This is a genomic window from Marinicrinis sediminis, from assembly GCF_042685085.1.
GTDB classification, from domain to species: domain Bacteria; phylum Bacillota; class Bacilli; order Paenibacillales; family KCTC-33676; genus Marinicrinis; species Marinicrinis sediminis.
In genome coordinates this window covers 1-14,783 of the sequence record NZ_JBHUMM010000012.1, presented here as the reverse complement: position 1 = coordinate 14,783, position 14,783 = coordinate 1, and the positions used below count along the sequence as shown (strand labels likewise).

15 protein-coding genes and 1 rRNA gene are annotated in these 14,783 nt (G+C 50.1%); all 16 read left to right on the top strand.

Translation table 11 applies throughout. The features are described 5' to 3' along the window. The first annotated feature begins 17 nt into the window (after window positions 1–17). Window positions 18–1,643 (top strand): L-aspartate oxidase, encoded by a 1,626-nt coding sequence (nadB, locus tag ACFSUC_RS07860; RefSeq protein WP_379928992.1) that lies wholly within the window; start codon window positions 18–20, stop codon window positions 1,641–1,643. Then, complete coding sequence (gene nadC, locus ACFSUC_RS07855) at window positions 1,624–2,499, top strand: carboxylating nicotinate-nucleotide diphosphorylase (RefSeq protein ID WP_379928991.1); 876 nt, start codon at window positions 1,624–1,626, stop codon at window positions 2,497–2,499. The genes nadB and nadC overlap by 20 nt, the downstream gene beginning before the upstream one ends. Continuing rightward, complete coding sequence (locus ACFSUC_RS07850) at window positions 2,496–3,266, top strand: type III pantothenate kinase (protein WP_379928990.1); 771 nt, start codon at window positions 2,496–2,498, stop codon at window positions 3,264–3,266. Before nadC ends, ACFSUC_RS07850 begins: the two co-directional genes overlap by 4 nt. A gap of 47 nt (window positions 3,267–3,313) precedes the next feature. Then, window positions 3,314–4,183, top strand: a complete 870-nt coding sequence (gene hslO / locus ACFSUC_RS07845; protein WP_379928989.1) for an Hsp33 family molecular chaperone HslO — start codon at window positions 3,314–3,316, stop codon at window positions 4,181–4,183. A 144-nt stretch (window positions 4,184–4,327) separates the two neighbouring features. After that, window positions 4,328–5,269 (top strand): cysteine synthase A, encoded by a 942-nt coding sequence (gene cysK / locus ACFSUC_RS07840; protein WP_379928988.1) that lies wholly within the window; start codon window positions 4,328–4,330, stop codon window positions 5,267–5,269. Between the two features lie 234 nt (window positions 5,270–5,503). Then, window positions 5,504–7,084, top strand: coding sequence for an anthranilate synthase component I family protein (locus tag ACFSUC_RS07835; protein ID WP_449288688.1), 1,581 nt, complete (start codon window positions 5,504–5,506; stop codon window positions 7,082–7,084). Window positions 7,085–7,096: 12 nt separating this feature from the next. Beyond that, window positions 7,097–7,684 (top strand): aminodeoxychorismate/anthranilate synthase component II, encoded by a 588-nt coding sequence (gene pabA, locus ACFSUC_RS07830; RefSeq protein WP_379928986.1) that lies wholly within the window; start codon window positions 7,097–7,099, stop codon window positions 7,682–7,684. 5 nt (window positions 7,685–7,689) lie between these two features. Continuing rightward, a complete protein-coding gene (gene pabC, locus ACFSUC_RS07825; protein ID WP_379929044.1) occupies window positions 7,690–8,574 on the top strand; it encodes an aminodeoxychorismate lyase in 885 nt (294 codons plus the stop codon). Next, complete coding sequence (folP, locus tag ACFSUC_RS07820; protein WP_379928985.1) at window positions 8,571–9,425, top strand: dihydropteroate synthase; 855 nt, start codon at window positions 8,571–8,573, stop codon at window positions 9,423–9,425. The genes pabC and folP overlap by 4 nt, the downstream gene beginning before the upstream one ends. Further along, a complete protein-coding gene (gene folB, locus ACFSUC_RS07815) occupies window positions 9,418–9,783 on the top strand; it encodes a dihydroneopterin aldolase (protein WP_379928984.1) in 366 nt (121 codons plus the stop codon). Before folP ends, folB begins: the two co-directional genes overlap by 8 nt. Then, the gene (gene folK / locus ACFSUC_RS07810; protein ID WP_379928983.1) at window positions 9,784–10,335 is read left to right on the top strand and encodes a 2-amino-4-hydroxy-6-hydroxymethyldihydropteridine diphosphokinase; all 552 of its coding nucleotides are present in this window, start codon (window positions 9,784–9,786) and stop codon (window positions 10,333–10,335) included. It begins immediately after the preceding gene. After that, a complete protein-coding gene (locus ACFSUC_RS07805) occupies window positions 10,287–10,487 on the top strand; it encodes a helix-turn-helix domain-containing protein (RefSeq protein ID WP_379928982.1) in 201 nt (66 codons plus the stop codon). Before folK ends, ACFSUC_RS07805 begins: the two co-directional genes overlap by 49 nt. A gap of 30 nt (window positions 10,488–10,517) precedes the next feature. After that, window positions 10,518–11,525 carry a tRNA dihydrouridine synthase DusB gene (gene dusB, locus ACFSUC_RS07800; protein ID WP_379928981.1) on the top strand — a complete coding sequence of 336 codons (1,008 nt, stop codon included), beginning with the start codon at window positions 10,518–10,520 and terminating at the stop codon, window positions 11,523–11,525. 228 nt (window positions 11,526–11,753) lie between these two features. Continuing rightward, the gene (greA, locus tag ACFSUC_RS07795) at window positions 11,754–12,230 is read left to right on the top strand and encodes a transcription elongation factor GreA (protein WP_379928980.1); all 477 of its coding nucleotides are present in this window, start codon (window positions 11,754–11,756) and stop codon (window positions 12,228–12,230) included. 244 nt (window positions 12,231–12,474) lie between these two features. Continuing rightward, on the top strand, window positions 12,475–13,977 hold the full coding sequence (lysS, locus tag ACFSUC_RS07790; RefSeq protein ID WP_379928979.1) for a lysine--tRNA ligase: 1,503 nt from the start codon (window positions 12,475–12,477) through the stop codon (window positions 13,975–13,977). Window positions 13,978–14,722: 745 nt separating this feature from the next. Further along, a 16S ribosomal RNA gene (locus ACFSUC_RS07785) occupies window positions 14,723–14,783 on the top strand; the annotation flags it as partial.

The window sequence follows — 14,783 nt, the reverse complement described above, 5'->3', positions numbered from 1 at the left end:
GAAGGTCGGTGTTCACCATGGAACAACTCCCCCGGTACTTGACAGGGTTTGACTTAAATACGTTGTCCCGCTATGAGACGGATGTCATTCTCGTCGGGGCAGGCATCGCCGGTTTGTTTACGGCCATTAAGGCGGCCGAGCATCAGCGTGTTCTCCTGATCACCAAGAGATCATTGACGGAGAGCAATACCAGGTATGCGCAAGGAGGGATTGCCGCCGTCATCTCGGAAGAGGATTCTCCGATGTATCATCGGCAGGATACCCTGATCGCTGGAGCAGGATTGTGCTCGGTAAAGGCGGTAGATGTGCTCGTTCATGAAGGACCTGCCGGGGTGCAGGACCTCATTCACATGGGTACGAAGTTCGATGAGAAGGATGGCATGCTCGCTTTGACTCGGGAAGGGGCACACAGTCAGCGCCGCATATTGCATGCGCACGGGGACGCTACCGGAGCGGAGATCGTACGAGCCTTGCTGGATACCGCACATCAGCATCCGAATATTGAGATGTGGGATGACCGGTATGTGATCGACCTGATCACCGATCAACAGGAATGTGTCGGAGTACTCGTCCAGGATGAACAGGGTCACAAGCAGTTCGTCCGGGCCAAGGCGACTGTGCTGTGCAGTGGCGGAGCGGGGCAACTTTATCGCTACACGACCAATCCGGATGTGGCGACAGGAGATGGAATTGCGATGGCGTACCGGGCGGGCGCAGATATTCGGGATGTGGAGTTCATTCAGTTTCATCCTACTTCCCTTTGCTATCCAGGTGCTCCTCGCTTTCTGATCTCTGAGGCGGTTCGTGGGGAAGGAGCGGTTCTGCGCAATATTAAGGGAGAGCGGTTTATGAAATCGTATCACCCACAGCTTGAACTGGCCCCGCGTGATGTGGTAGCCCGGGCCATCGTCAGTGAGATGGAACAAACGAAATCCACCTTTGTGTATCTCGATTTCACCCATGAATCGGAAGAATTGGTCAAGCATCGTTTCCCGACCATTTACCAGTTTTGCCTAAGGTATGGGCTGGATCTTGCTGCTGATTGGATTCCGGTTGCCCCCGCTGCTCATTACATGATGGGTGGAGTTCGCACCGATTTGAACGGAGAAACGTCGGTGAAGCGTTTGTTTGCGTGCGGTGAGGTGTCTTCCACAGGTGTGCATGGTGCCAATCGGCTGGCGAGTAATTCGTTGTCTGAAGCGATTGTGTTTGGTCGCAGGATTGCTGAGCGGATTCATGAACTGGAGCCTGTTCAGGCCTCCCATGTTTCGTTTTCCGTCGAACATCTGGCCCCCCCCATTCAGGCTATCGTAGAGAAGCGGTTGAAGCTGCAAAAGATTATGCTGCGCTACGTCGGTCTCAAGCGATCCCTGAAGGGCTTACAGAAAGGCTTGACAGAACTGCAACGCCAGTTGCCCTTTTATCAATATGCCATTAGCAAGCGTGAGGAATATGAATTTGCGAATATGCTTACCTGCTCGCTCCTGATTACAAATGCGGCGATCCATCGGGAAGAAAGCCGCGGGGCGCACTTTCGGGAAGATTTCCCAGAAAAAGATGATTTGATGTGGCGCAAGCATACGATCTTGAATCGCGAAAAAGGGATGGTAGAGGAGAGAGTGAATGATGTTTCATCCGTCTAGTACACAGATCAAAGAACAGATTGTCCATTGGCTGAAGGAAGATGTAGGCAGTGGGGACGTAACGACCCTGTCAACTATTCCGGAGGGACATGTATCCAAAGGCCTTATCCATGCGAAACAAGCAGGGATTGCATGCGGAATGAAGATTGCGCAATGGGTTTTTGAGGTGGTGGATGCCACGGTATCGTTTGAACCGCTCAAGGCCGACGGGGACACCGTCCAGCAGGGAGACACCCTGGCCATTGTGGAAGGCAGCTCACGCAGTATTCTGATCGGGGAGCGACTCGCCTTGAACCTATTGCAACGGATGTCCGGCATTGCCACCCGGACGCATGAATATGCCCAGCAAGTGGCGGGTACCGCTGTCCGTCTCGTGGATACACGCAAGACGACACCGGGTCATCGGTTATTGGAGAAGTATGCGGTTCAGGTTGGCGGCGGGCACAATCACCGTTTTGGCCTGTATGATGCGGTCATGATCAAGGATAATCATATCAAGGCGGCCGGCGGCATTCAGCAGGCCGTTGAGCAGGCTAGAGCAGCGATTCCGCATACGATGAAAATAGAAGTGGAAACCGAAAATCTGGCGCAGGTCGAACAAGCGTTGGCAGCAGGAGCGGATATTATTATGCTGGACAACATGCGTCATGAGGAAATGCGCACAGCCGTTTCGCACATTCAGGCACATTCTCCCCATGTGGTGACGGAAGCATCCGGGGGTGTAACGCTACATACGATTGCTGCCATTGCAGCATGCGGCGTAGATGTGATCTCGGTCGGGCGATTAACCAATGACATCTCGCCACTGGATATCAGTCTCGATCTGAATGAGAAGAAAAAGGGGGGGCGCCCGTGATTTTAGTCATTGATGTAGGGAATACCAATATTGTGCTTGGTGTATATGAAGGTGACAAACTGGCCCACCACTGGAGACTGAGTACCAATCGGGATGCCACGGTGGATGAATACGGCATTATGATTCATACGATGTTTCGCCATGCAGGATTTCACGAAGACCAGGTAGAGGGGATCATCATCTCATCTGTTGTGCCTCCGCTCATTCATGTGCTGGAGAAGTGTTGTGAGATCTATTTGAAGCAAACCCCGATGTTCGTCGGACCGGGAATTAAAACCGGGCTCAATGTCCGGTATGAAAATCCGCGTGAAGTGGGAGCGGACCGCATTGTGAATGCGGTGGCTGCTATTCAATTGTACGGGGCGCCGCTCGTCATTGTTGACTTTGGAACCGCGACAACCTTTGATTACATTGACGAGAAAGGTCAATATATCGGCGGGGCGATTGCGCCGGGTATCGGCATTTCAACCGAGGCGTTATATCAGAAGGCAGCCAAGCTTCCGCGCATCGAACTGAAAACACCGAAAAGTGTGGTTGGACGCAACTCCATCCAGTCGATGCAGGCGGGCATTATTTGCGGCTATGCCGGACTTGTGGAAGGGATCGTCAACCGGGTGAAGCAGGAGATGCAGGTGAATGCGAAAGTGGTGGCCACAGGCGGACTGGCGGAAATGATCGCCGGCGAATGTGATTCAATCGATATCGTAAACGGACAATTAACGTTACAAGGTCTGAAAATCTTATATGAACGCAATCAGGGATCGTGAAGGTTCAGGTTTATCCATAAACAGGCATCAGAAGGGAGCAAGAATCCATGCAGGATTATCTCATTCGCGGTACCGCGATGAACGGAAAAGTTAGAGCGTTTGCAGCGTACTCCAAGCATCTTGTGGCAGAACTGCAGCAAAGGCATGACACATGGTCAACGGCTACCGCTGCGCTCGGGAGGGCGGCCACGATTGGCTCGATGCTGGGGTTTATGCTGAAGGGTGAAGAAAAGCTCACCATCCAGGTCAAGGGAAACGGTCCGATCGGACAAATTGTCGTGGATGCCAACGCCAAAGGCGAAGTGCGCGGATATGTCGACAATCCTGCTGTGCAGCTTCCGAAAAATGAGATAGGGAAAATCGACGTCCGAGGGGCAGTAGGCACAGAAGGCCAGATCTATGTCATCAAGGATCTCGGAATGAAAGAGCCTTACCGCGGAAGCTCTCCGATCATTTCAGGGGAAATCAGTGAGGATTTCACGTACTACTTCGCGGTCTCTGAGCAGACGCCATCGGCTGTTGCTTCCGGGGTACTCGTGGGCAAGGGCGATGAGCTGCTGACGGCAGGCGGATTTATCATTCAACTCTTGCCTGGCCTGACAGATGATGAAATTTCGGAGATTGAGAAAGAAATTTCCGAGTTGTATACCGTTACGAAGTATCTGGAGGAAGGCATGGCGATTGAAGACGTCCTGCGGAAAGTGATCCCTTCCTTCACCGAGCTCGAGCGCATCCCGCTCCGCTTTCAGTGCCAGTGTTCCGAGGAACGGGTGGAACGCACCCTGATCAGCCTCGGGAAGGAAGAGCTGTCCCAAATTCTCGAAGAAGACGGACAGGCTGAGATTGTTTGTCATTTCTGCAATGAGAAATATCTGTTCAACGGAGCGAAGCTGCAGCAGATTATGGCGTCCATGTAAGCTGAATGCCAGGCAGAACGCATTTGACACCGTACACAAGATAGAGTTGACAAGTGAATAGGGCATTGGTAAGATAGACCTAAGATAAAACCTAGCGATTTACTCGGAAATAATGTGGCGAGTGACGAAGGAGGAGGCCCTATCATGGCAAAATTGGTTCAAAATATTACGCAGTTGATTGGTGATACCCCGCTAGTTCGGTTGAATCGTGTCGTTCCAGCGGACAGTGCAGAGGTGTACGTCAAGCTGGAATTTCAAAATCCGGGAGCGAGTGTAAAGGATCGGATTGCGATCAACATGATTGAAACAGCTGAAAAAGAAGGCAAGCTGAAGCCGGGGGATACCATTGTAGAACCGACAAGCGGTAATACGGGGATTGGTCTAGCGATGGTGGCAGCTGCCAAAGGATACCGTGCCATTCTGGTCATGCCGGAAACCATGAGCATGGAGCGCCGCAACCTACTTCGGGCTTATGGCGCAGAGCTGGTACTGACACCGGGACCAGAGGGGATGAAAGGCGCAATCAAGCGTGCAGAAGAGTTGAAAGCGGAGAATCCTTCCTATTTCATGCCTCAGCAGTTTGACAATCAGGCCAACGTGGAGATTCACAGAAGAACAACAGGTCCGGAAATTGTAGAAGCGATTCAGGCCGAAGACGGCAAGCTGGATGCGTTTATTTCCGGGATTGGAACCGGTGGCACGATCACGGGTGCAGGTTCTGTTCTCAAAGAAAACTTCCCGGGCATTCAAATTTACGCAGTAGAGCCTGCCGCTTCACCGGTTCTTTCCGGAGGAAGCCCAGGACCTCATAAAATTCAAGGCATCGGCGCTGGATTTGTACCGAGTATCTTGAATACAGAGATCTATGATGAAGTGATTCAGGTAGAAAACGAGCAAGCCTTTGAGACCTCCAGACAAGTTGCCAAAGAAGAAGGCATCTTGGGCGGTATTTCCTCGGGGGCCGCTATATATGCCGCTCTGCAGGTGGCGAAGAAGCTGGGCAAAGGCAAGCGCGTCGTAGCGGTTGTACCAAGTAACGGAGAGCGCTACCTAAGCACACCGTTGTATCAGTTTGACGAGCAGTAATCCATTCATATACCGATTCATCGAAAGGCCCTTTGTCAATGATTTCCTGACAGAGGGCTTTTTCACATCGCGTTTCTTCGATTATAATAAGCGATAGACATATCAAGACAAGGGCAACTGTATGCGGAATCCATCTTTTTGGACGACAGTGCCTGGAGAGGACGTACACCATTGTTTCAAATCGATGAAGGACACTGGTTGCAGTGGCATCAACAAGGATACAAGCTTCTACCCATGGTCGCTACTTATTCGCTGCCCTCAGGGTGGAGAGCAGCCAGCTGGCAGAAAGCCTTGCAACACGATCATGGCAATTCTTCGTATCAGACCCTGCTGGAGAGCGGCAAAAGTGGGCGTTACACCTATTTTAGCCGATCAGCCACACAATCGCTTCAATATGGGAATGGACAATTGACAGAGATGGATGCGTCCGGTGAGCAGGGGAAGCGGGAATGGGAGACAACCGATCCGATCTCCGCATTACGCCTGTGGCTGCATAGCGGCAAGCTGGCACCAGCGGAGCAGGTCTGTTCTTCATTGCCGCCCTTTATTGGGGGCATTACGGGGTATTTCAGTTATGATATGGCGCGAGAGATTGAGCGTCTGCCTGTCCGGGCTGTAGACGATCTCCATTGCCCGGCCTATTACTTTACTCGCGTGCATGAGCTGTATGTCATGGATCATGCCGATGATCAACTGTATTGCATCTATATCGAGAACATGAACCGTCAGGAAGAGAACGACCGGTCTGATCCGACCCTCGACAACGCTACCGACGAAGAGGTGCGAGCGGTATGTCGATCTGCTCAGAGCGTCGTGTCCGGAATGTTTGAATGGTTCAGACAGCATGTGCTCGAACAGGAAGATGCAGATGATGTTCAGCGGCGTCGGGCTTGTTATGAACGCTATGCCACGGAGGATTCCGATCATCGTTTCTTATATGAGGATCCACGTTGGCATTCTCCATTCTCCAAAGCACAGTATATGGAGGCGGTTCGCCGCATTCAAGCCTATATTCTGGATGGCGATGTCTTTCAGGCGAATCTGTCGCTCAGACGCAGCCGGCCACTCGTTGGAAGTGCTGTGGAATTGTATGAATGGCTTCGCCTTATTAATCCGTCCCCTTATATGGGCTATCTGCGTTTTCCGGAATTTGAGGTGGCCTCTGCTTCTCCGGAGCTGCTGGTCAGGCTGCACGAGGGCAAGGTTTCTGCCCGCCCTATTGCCGGGACCAGGCGCCGCGGGAAGAACGAGGAAGAAGATGTTTTTCTCGAGCAGGAGTTGCTGGAAAGCGAGAAGGAACGAGCCGAGCACGTCATGCTGGTGGATCTGGATCGCAATGATCTGGGACGAGTATCGCGTTATGGCTCTGTTCAAGTAGAGGAACTGATGGTCATCGAGCGATACTCCCATGTCATGCATCTGGTCTCTGAAGTGACGGGACAACTCCGGGATGGTGCCGATGCGCTGGATGTCATTCGCGCGAAATTTCCCGGTGGAACCATTACCGGTGCACCTAAAGTGCGTACGATGGAGATCATCGAAGAGCTGGAGCCGGTCAGACGAGGACTGTATACGGGCTCTATGGGCTGGATTGACTATCGGGGCAATATGGAATTTAATATAGTTATACGAACGATGCTTGTGAAGGACGGTCTTGTGCATGTGCAGGCCGGAGCAGGCATTGTGATTGATTCCGATCCGGAACGCGAATTCAAGGAATCGCTAAATAAAGCGAGAGCTTTGTCTAAAGCATTGGAATATCAGGAACGCTACTATGGTGATCCGTCTCGACATGGATCAGATTATGTAAAATAGGAGGGGTGCACGATGATCCTGGTCATTGATAATTACGATTCATTCACATACAATCTCGTTCAATATTTGGGGGAGCTGGGCGAAGAGGTGATCGTTTACCGGAATGATGAAATTACGGTAGAAGAAATAGCGGAGAAAAACCCGGACCACCTGCTGCTCTCCCCCGGACCTTGTACACCGAATGAGGCGGGGATCAGTCTGGAAGTTATTGAGACCTTTAAGGGGAAGATTCCTATATTCGGCGTTTGTCTCGGACATCAGTCGATTGGTCAGGTGTTCGGAGGTGAGGTCGTAAGGGCGGAACGGCTCATGCATGGGAAAACCTCTCCCATTCATCATCAGCAGCAAGGTGTATTCCAGGGCATGCCATCCCCTTTTACTGCTACGCGCTATCATTCTCTGATCGTGAAGCGGGAGACCTTGCCGGATTGCCTGGAGATTACTGCAGAGACAGCCGAAGGCGAGATTATGGGGCTGCGTCACAAAACGTACCCGATTGAAGGGGTTCAGTTTCACCCGGAATCGATTATTACGGATTACGGCCATCAGATGCTGCGTAATTTTCTCAGCACATCGAGGGCTGAGCATGCGTCATCATGAGGGTCATGGTGAATGGAAAGGCAGTTGCAGAGGAGGAAGCCGTGGTGTCGGTATACGATCACGGTTTTCTTTATGGAATGGGTTGTTTTGAAACGTTCCGCACCTATGCCGGGTACCCATGGTTGCTGGATTTGCATCTGGCGCGACTGCGCTCAGGGCTGGCTGAACTGGATATTGAATGGTCGATTTCCGATACGGACATTCGCAAGGATATTGCAAGCTTGCTGGAAGAAAACCAGCTGGATGATGTGTATATTCGTCTGTCCGTCAGTGCCGGTTCAGCAGAGGTGGGCTTGCCAACAACAGCTTATGTATCGCCCACTACTATCTTGTACGGCAAACCGTTGCCGAGCGGTACAGACAGCCCGGTCTATCGAGCAGGCAAGGGACTGGTACAGCTTAAGCAGCCCCGCCGTCTACCGGAGACGGCTGTTCGTCACAAAAGCTTTCACTATATGAGCAGTTTGCTTGCCAAGAAAGAGCTGAACCAGTACACCTGGGCGAAACATCCACATGGAGTAGAGGGATTGTTTTTGACTGCGGATGGTCACCTTGCTGAAGGGATGGTCAGCAATCTGTTTTTCGTGCGAGATGGTCAGGTGTACACACCGTCCCTGCACACAGGCATTTTACCTGGTGTGACCCGCTCCTATGTCATACAACTGCTGAAGGAAATTGACGTCTCCGTCAAAGAAGGGTTATATGATTGGTCTGACCTGACAGAGGCAGACGAAATTTTTATGACCAACTCTATTCAAGAACTGATTCCCATTACGGCGCTGTGGGACCAGCATGGACAACATCAGATTGTAAGCAGGGGTGAAATTGGATATCATACGGAACAATGGCTCCGTTTATATAGAAGACAGGTTCACAATCGGGAAGGATGAACGAAATTTTGAATGAACGATGGCTGCAAATGAGAGGAAGGGAATTGAAGCTGGGTGAACGGACACTCATCATGGGTATTTTGAATATTACACCGGACTCCTTTTCAGATGGGGGGACGTTCATGGATATAGAGAAAGCGCTCGATCAGGCCCGTCGGCTCGTAGCCGAAGGAGCAGATATGCTGGACATAGGCGGGGAATCGACCAGACCAGGTGCACAGCCGGTAACAGCAGAGGAAGAAATGGCGCGTGTGATACCAGTAATTGAAGCGGTAGCGGGTGAGATCGATATACCGATTTCCATCGATACGTACAAGGCCGAGACAGCCAGACGGGCTTTGGAGGCAGGGGCTCATATTATCAACGATGTATGGGGATGCAAGAAAGACCGCGATATGGCCCAGGTAGCTGCAGATTCGGGCGCCCCTATCATTCTGATGCATAACCGGGAGGAAGCGAATTACGAACACTTTCTAACCGACGTGATTCGTGATTTGGAAGAAAGTATGGATATGGCCCTCCAGGCCGGTGTGCAGCGAGAGCAGATCATCTTGGACCCGGGATTTGGCTTTGCCAAAGACATGGAGCAGAATTTGTATCTGATGAATCATCTTCACGTGATTTGTGAGCTCGGTTATCCGGTATTGCTGGGCACGTCTCGCAAACGCATGATTCGTCACATTCTTCAACGGCCCGTCGATGATGTCGTGGAGGGAACAGCGGTGACCACGGTAATGGGGATCGAACAGGGATGCTCCATCATTCGGGTGCATGATGTCAAGCAGATGCGGAGAACGGCTGATATGACCGATGCCATACTGCGTAGAAAGGATGGAGTGAATCATGGATAAAATCAGTCTGTCAGGTATGCAATTTTACGGGTACCATGGTGTGTTTCCAGAAGAGAACAAGTTGGGTCAGCGCTATCGGGTTGATGCAGAGCTGTATATGGATCTCCAGGCCAGTGGCCAGAGTGACCGGCTGGAGGATACCGTTAATTATGCTACCATTGTGGATACCATTCGTGGTATAGTGGAGGGCAAACCTTATCAATTGATTGAGGCGGTAGCGGAACATATTGCCCGTGCGGTACTTGCTGAGTACGATCAGGTGCAGGCACTTACGGTGCGGGTCATCAAGCCAAACCCGCCTTTTGACATTCATTTTGATGGCGTTTCGGTTGAAATTTATAGAAAGCGGGAGCAATAGATGAATACCGAAAATTCAGTTGCCTGTTCGGCATGGATCGGTCTCGGCTCTAATATGGGCGACCGGGAACATGCCCTGATTCAGGCGGTGACTGGCCTGCATCAGCATGACGCAATCGAAGTGGAAGGCTGCTCGGCTCTCTATGAGACCGACCCGGTAGGGTATACGGAACAAGACTCCTTTCTAAATATGGTTGTGCAGATTCGTACCTTGTTGCATCCCGAAGCACTGCTCGCGGTCTTGCTCGATGTGGAAAAGCAGCAGGGGCGGGTTCGAACGATGCGTTGGGGACCCAGAACCCTTGATCTAGATTTATTGGCCTATGAGCACTTGCAACGTGCCTACGATAGCCATGATTTAATATTGCCTCATCCTCGCATGCATGAACGGGGATTTGTTTTGGTTCCCCTGGTGGATGTACTGAAGCAGACCTGCCGCCCGGAAGAGTTGGCGCATGCGCGCAAGATGATGGACAACCTGGAACAGACGGAAGGAATAACAAGATGGAAAACAATCAATTGGCAAAACGAATCCGTGCATTTCGCAAACTAAAAGGCCTCACACAGACGGAACTGGCTTCAGAGCTCGGGATCTCCATCAGTGTGCTCGGTGCGGTGGAACGAGGCAATCGGAAGGCAGACCCCGAACTGATCCACCAATTATGCGAGAGGCTGAATATTGATAAAAAAGAGCTGCTCGGATAATCAGAGCGCGCAAGAAAGAAGGGAAAAACATTGCTGAAAATTGCAGACATTGAAATGAAAAACAACGTGGTGCTGGCTCCAATGGCCGGCGTTTGCAATCCCGCATTTCGCTTGATTGCCAAAGAGTTTGGCACCGGACTGGTTTGTGCGGAGATGGTGAGTGACAAAGCTATTCTGCATGGCAATGAACGCACGATGCAGATGCTTTATGTAGATGAGCGCGAGAAGCCGCTCAGCCTGCAAATCTTTGGTGGTGACAAGGCATCGCTGGTCGAAGCGGCGAAGGTCGTGGATAAGCAAACCAATGCGGATATCATTGATATTAATATGGGATGTCCCGTTCCGAAAATCACCAAATGCGATGCGGGAGCCAGGTGGCTGCTCGATCCAGCCAAGATTGAAGAGATGGTCTCGGCTGTTGTAGAGGCGGTAGATAAGCCGGTTACGGTCAAAATGCGTATGGGCTGGGATGAAGATCATATTTACGCGGTGGACAATGCCCGCGCGGTTGAACGAGCAGGCGGTCAGGCTGTTTCCCTGCACGGAAGAACCAGACAGCAAATGTACACCGGGACCGCGAACTGGGATATTATCAAGGAAGTCAAGCAAAGCGTGGATATTCCGGTAATCGGAAATGGCGACGTATTCTCTCCGGAGGATGCGAAGCGAATGCTGGACGAAACCGGCTGTGACGGCGTGATGATCGGACGGGCTGCACTCGGAAACCCGTGGATGCTCTATCGGACAATCGAATACCTCTCCACCGGCGAGCTTCTTCCAGAACCGACGGCAAGGGAGAAACTGAGAATTGCCGTTCTTCATATGGACCGGTTAATTGCGCTTCGCAACGAGGCTGTAGCCGTGCGGGAAATGAGAAAGCACATGGCCTGGTATCTGAAAGGCCTGCGTGGTGCAGCTCGCATCAAGGATCAGATTATGGAGCTGACCAGGCGCGACGATATGGTTCGAATTTTTGAGCAGTATGTGAACGAGTACGAAGAGAAAGAGCAGCAGGAAAAGTCAGGTCAAACCGTGTGAGGAAGAGGCCAATACGAGCGTTTTTCTAACCTTCCCGCCTGTTTTACCTATCATTGACATTTAGGAAAGCATGAAATATAATCAACGAATAGAAATGAGGCAGGCTTGAAGCAGCATGTGTCATGAAGCCTGATGACATGAATATGAATAGGTAATACCTGTGCACATCATCTTATTATCGTTGGAAGCGTGGGAAGAAAATTTATTCACGACGGGAGTTTTGTAGGGATGACTGAAAAAGAAGTGATCTTAACCCAGGATGGGCTCAAAAAGCTTGAAGAAGAACTTGAAAATTTGAAATCCGTAAAGCGTCGTGAAGTCGCGGAACGGATTAAAATAGCAATTGGTTACGGGGACATCAGTGAGAACTCCGAATATGAGGATGCCAAGAATGAGCAAGCCTTTATCGAAGGACGCATCATTACACTGGAAAAAATGCTGCGCAATGCTCGCATCATTAACAATGAAGATGTGGATACCAACACAGTCAGCATTGGCTCCAAGGTGATCCTCCAGGATATTGAATTTGGAGATGAAGTAGAATATACGATTGTCGGGACAGCGGAATCCGATCCTTCCCAGAACAAAATTTCCAATGAAAGCCCGGTCGGGAAATCCATCTTGGGGAAATCAAAAGGCGCTACCGTTGATGTGAACGTACCTGCTGGTGTAATCCAATACAAGATTTTGGACATCAAAAAATAATCATCCTATGAAGAAAAGCTTCATCACTTGAGGCGTTTTTCATATGGCTGTTTAACTGCCGTTTCATGAGAAAGGAATTTTCTGTGCCGAATGTGGCATGGGGGATTCCTTTTAACTTGTTTATCGGTTTGAACAGTTGCAGGAAAGGCAGGCGGGTATGTCCGCCATGGACTTCCGGGGCTGATTTATATATGATACTTAATAGACGATGTACGAGAGGTACGTGTAAAAGGAGTGGAAGAGCATGAGTCAAGAGTTGGAACTGAATGAAATGCTGGTGATTCGGCGCAATAAGCTGGATCAATTAAGAGGGATGGGCGTGGACCCTTTTGGTAAGCGTTTCGAACGGGCGCATACCGCAGGCGAAGTCATGGAGCAATTCGATGCAAAGAGCAAAGAAGAGCTAGAGGAATTGAAAGAGGAAGTCATTCTGGCCGGTCGAATTATGCAAAAGCGTTCCATGGGGAAAGCAGGGTTTGCCCATATTCAGGATATTAGCGGAAGAATTCAGATTTATGTCCGCAAAGATACGGTCGGTGATATCAAATTTGACGCTTATGATTTGCTTGATATCGGCGATATGGTAGGGGTAAAAGGAAACGTATTTAAAACGAAAACCGGAGAAACTTCCATTAAAGTGACAGAATTGGAAGTGCTTACGAAATCGTTGTACCCGCTTCCGGAAAAGTATCATGGTTTGAAGGATGTAGAACTGCGTTACCGTCAGCGCTATCTGGATCTCATCATGAATCAGGAGGTACAACATACCTTCATTCTCCGTTCAAAAATTATTCAGTCCATGCGCAGATATCTGGATCAACGCGGCTATCTGGAAGTAGAGACACCTACGATGCATGCCATTGCAGGCGGTGCTTCTGCCAAACCATTTGTTACGCATCACAATGCCTTGGACATGCAGTTGTATATGCGAATTGCCATTGAACTTCATCTAAAACGGCTGATCGTTGGTGGACTGGAGAAAGTATACGAGATCGGACGTGTGTATCGAAACGAAGGCATTTCCACCCGTCATAATCCTGAGTTTACCATGATCGAGCTATATGAGGCCTATGCCGATTATGAGGATATCATGCAATTGACCGAAGACCTTGTTCGTCATATCGCACAAGAGGTTCTTGGAACGACCATGGTGGAATACCAGGGTCAGCAGGTGGATCTCGGAACCCCGTGGAAACGGGTCAGTATGGTGGACGCGATCAAAGAAGTAACGGGTATTGATTTCAAACAGGAAATGTCCGATGAAGAAGCGCATCGCCTGGCGAAGGAGCATGGTGTCAAGGTAGAACCTATGATGACATTCGGGCATATCGTCAACGAGTTCTTCGAGCAGAAGGTTGAAGAATCCTTGATCCAGCCAACCTTCGTATATGGGCATCCACTGGCGATCTCACCTCTGGCCAAGAAAAATGAAGAAGACCCTCGTTTTACGGATCGCTTTGAACTGTTTATTGTAGCTCGTGAGCATGCCAATGCCTTCACAGAGCTCAATGATCCGATTGACCAGCGTGAGCGCTTTGAAGCCCAGTTGAAGGAAAGAGAACAGGGAAATGATGAAGCTCATATGATGGATGAAGATTTCATTCGTGCCCTGGAATACGGCATGCCGCCTACCGGAGGACTCGGTATCGGGATTGATCGTCTGGTCATGCTTTTGACCAATGCGCCTTCCATTCGAGATGTGCTGTTATTCCCACTCATGAGAGAGCGTTCCGGGGAACAGCAGTAACGGCAAGATGAACCCCGATATGCATGCTGATACGATTCTCGGGGTTAAAATCATCATATGGATGTCTGCAAAAAGACCTTTCGTCGCGCACGAAAGGTCTTTTGTGATGGATTGAATGCTCAGGTTCATCCTGGATTTCAAAGGGAAGAGATATGGTGATCGTAAGGAAAAAAATGTGCTTGCAAATTCACCAGAGATTTGATACATTATTACTCGCCGCTTCAAACGGCTTGTCTATCGAACACCCCACAATCGAGTTCATCTCCGTATAGAGTGAATTGGAAACTGGAAAAAGATGAACTTGTCTGAACGGAGCGAACGTGGTAGGATGTAATCCTGCCTCAGCAAGCGTCATATCGCTTCTGGACTCAGCGCCATGTGCGAGAGACCGGATGAAAAAAGCACTTGCAAAAGCGCAAGCGATTGTGATATATTAAAAAACGTCGCTGAAAACGACAGCGACATGGATAAGTTCTTCTTCACTCCATACAGAGTCATCACCGAGTGAAAAAAGACTTGCCAAACAAAAACGAATGTGTTATGATACTTCTCGCTGCTAACCACGCAGCTACTGAGAAACGCATCACACAGACGAAACATCTTGTCCTTTGAAAACTGAACAGCGAGCGAAATTGTCCAAATTTCAAAATAAGGTTTCATTGTCCTTTCCATGATGGATCGGACGGGAACCCCCGGAATGAAAATTCCAACCAGCAACAAAATGAGCAAGCCAAACTTTTTACCTTTATTGGAGAGTTTGATCCTGGCTCAGGACGAACGCTGGCGGCGTGCCTAATACATGCAAG